The sequence below is a fragment of the Janthinobacterium violaceinigrum genome (assembly GCF_009208555.1).
Lineage (GTDB): Bacteria > Pseudomonadota > Gammaproteobacteria > Burkholderiales > Burkholderiaceae_D > Janthinobacterium > Janthinobacterium violaceinigrum.
The window spans coordinates 1-582 of the sequence record NZ_WFLI01000109.1 but is presented as its reverse complement, the minus strand read 5'-3'; the positions used below and the strand labels follow the sequence as shown (position 1 = coordinate 582).

Below are 582 nucleotides of genomic sequence, written 5' to 3'. Positions count from 1 at the left end.
CCGTGGAGGTGGCCGGCTACCTGCTGGCGCCCGGGCTGGCGCATGCCATCGACGGCGTCAGCGCGGCCGTGCTGCTGCCCGCCATGCCCGTCTACTGGCTCGATTACCGCGCGGCCGACCAGTCGGGCGCCTGGTCGCCGCCGCTGCTGGCGCGGCAATGGCGGGAACGGGGCGCCGCCGTGCACGTTGCCAGCTTCGATGACGGCCCGTTCTGGCACAGCGGCGAACTGCTGGCGTGTCCGCAACTGCTGTACGCCACGCGGGAACTGTGCCGCGACTGGCTCGACGAGGAAAGGCTGCCGCCATGAAACGCGACGACAGTCAGCCTCACCCCGCGGCGCACACCGTGCGCCAGCTGGCCCTGCGCTTTCGCAGCGATACCGAAGACGACGGGGTGCAGGCGCGCCTGGTCGGCATCCTCAGCCTGCCCGCCGCGCCGGGCCCGCGCGGCGTCCTGATCGTCACGGGCGGGCCCCAGTACCGGGTGGGCAGCCATCGCCAGTTCGTCCTGCTGGCCCGCGCCCTGGCCGCGCAAGGCGTGCCCGTGCTGCGTTTCGACCTGCGCGGCATGGGCGACAGCGA

The 582-nt window shown here is 73.4% G+C and carries 2 pseudogenes; both read left to right on the top strand.

Annotation, left to right across the window (positions count from 1 at the left end):
- Window positions 1-308 (top strand): annotated as a pseudogene (locus GCN75_RS29450) (hypothetical protein); the annotation flags it as partial.
- A pseudogene (locus GCN75_RS28850) lies at window positions 305-582 on the top strand (hydrolase 1, exosortase A system-associated); the annotation flags it as partial. The pseudogenes GCN75_RS29450 and GCN75_RS28850, both read left to right, overlap by 4 nt.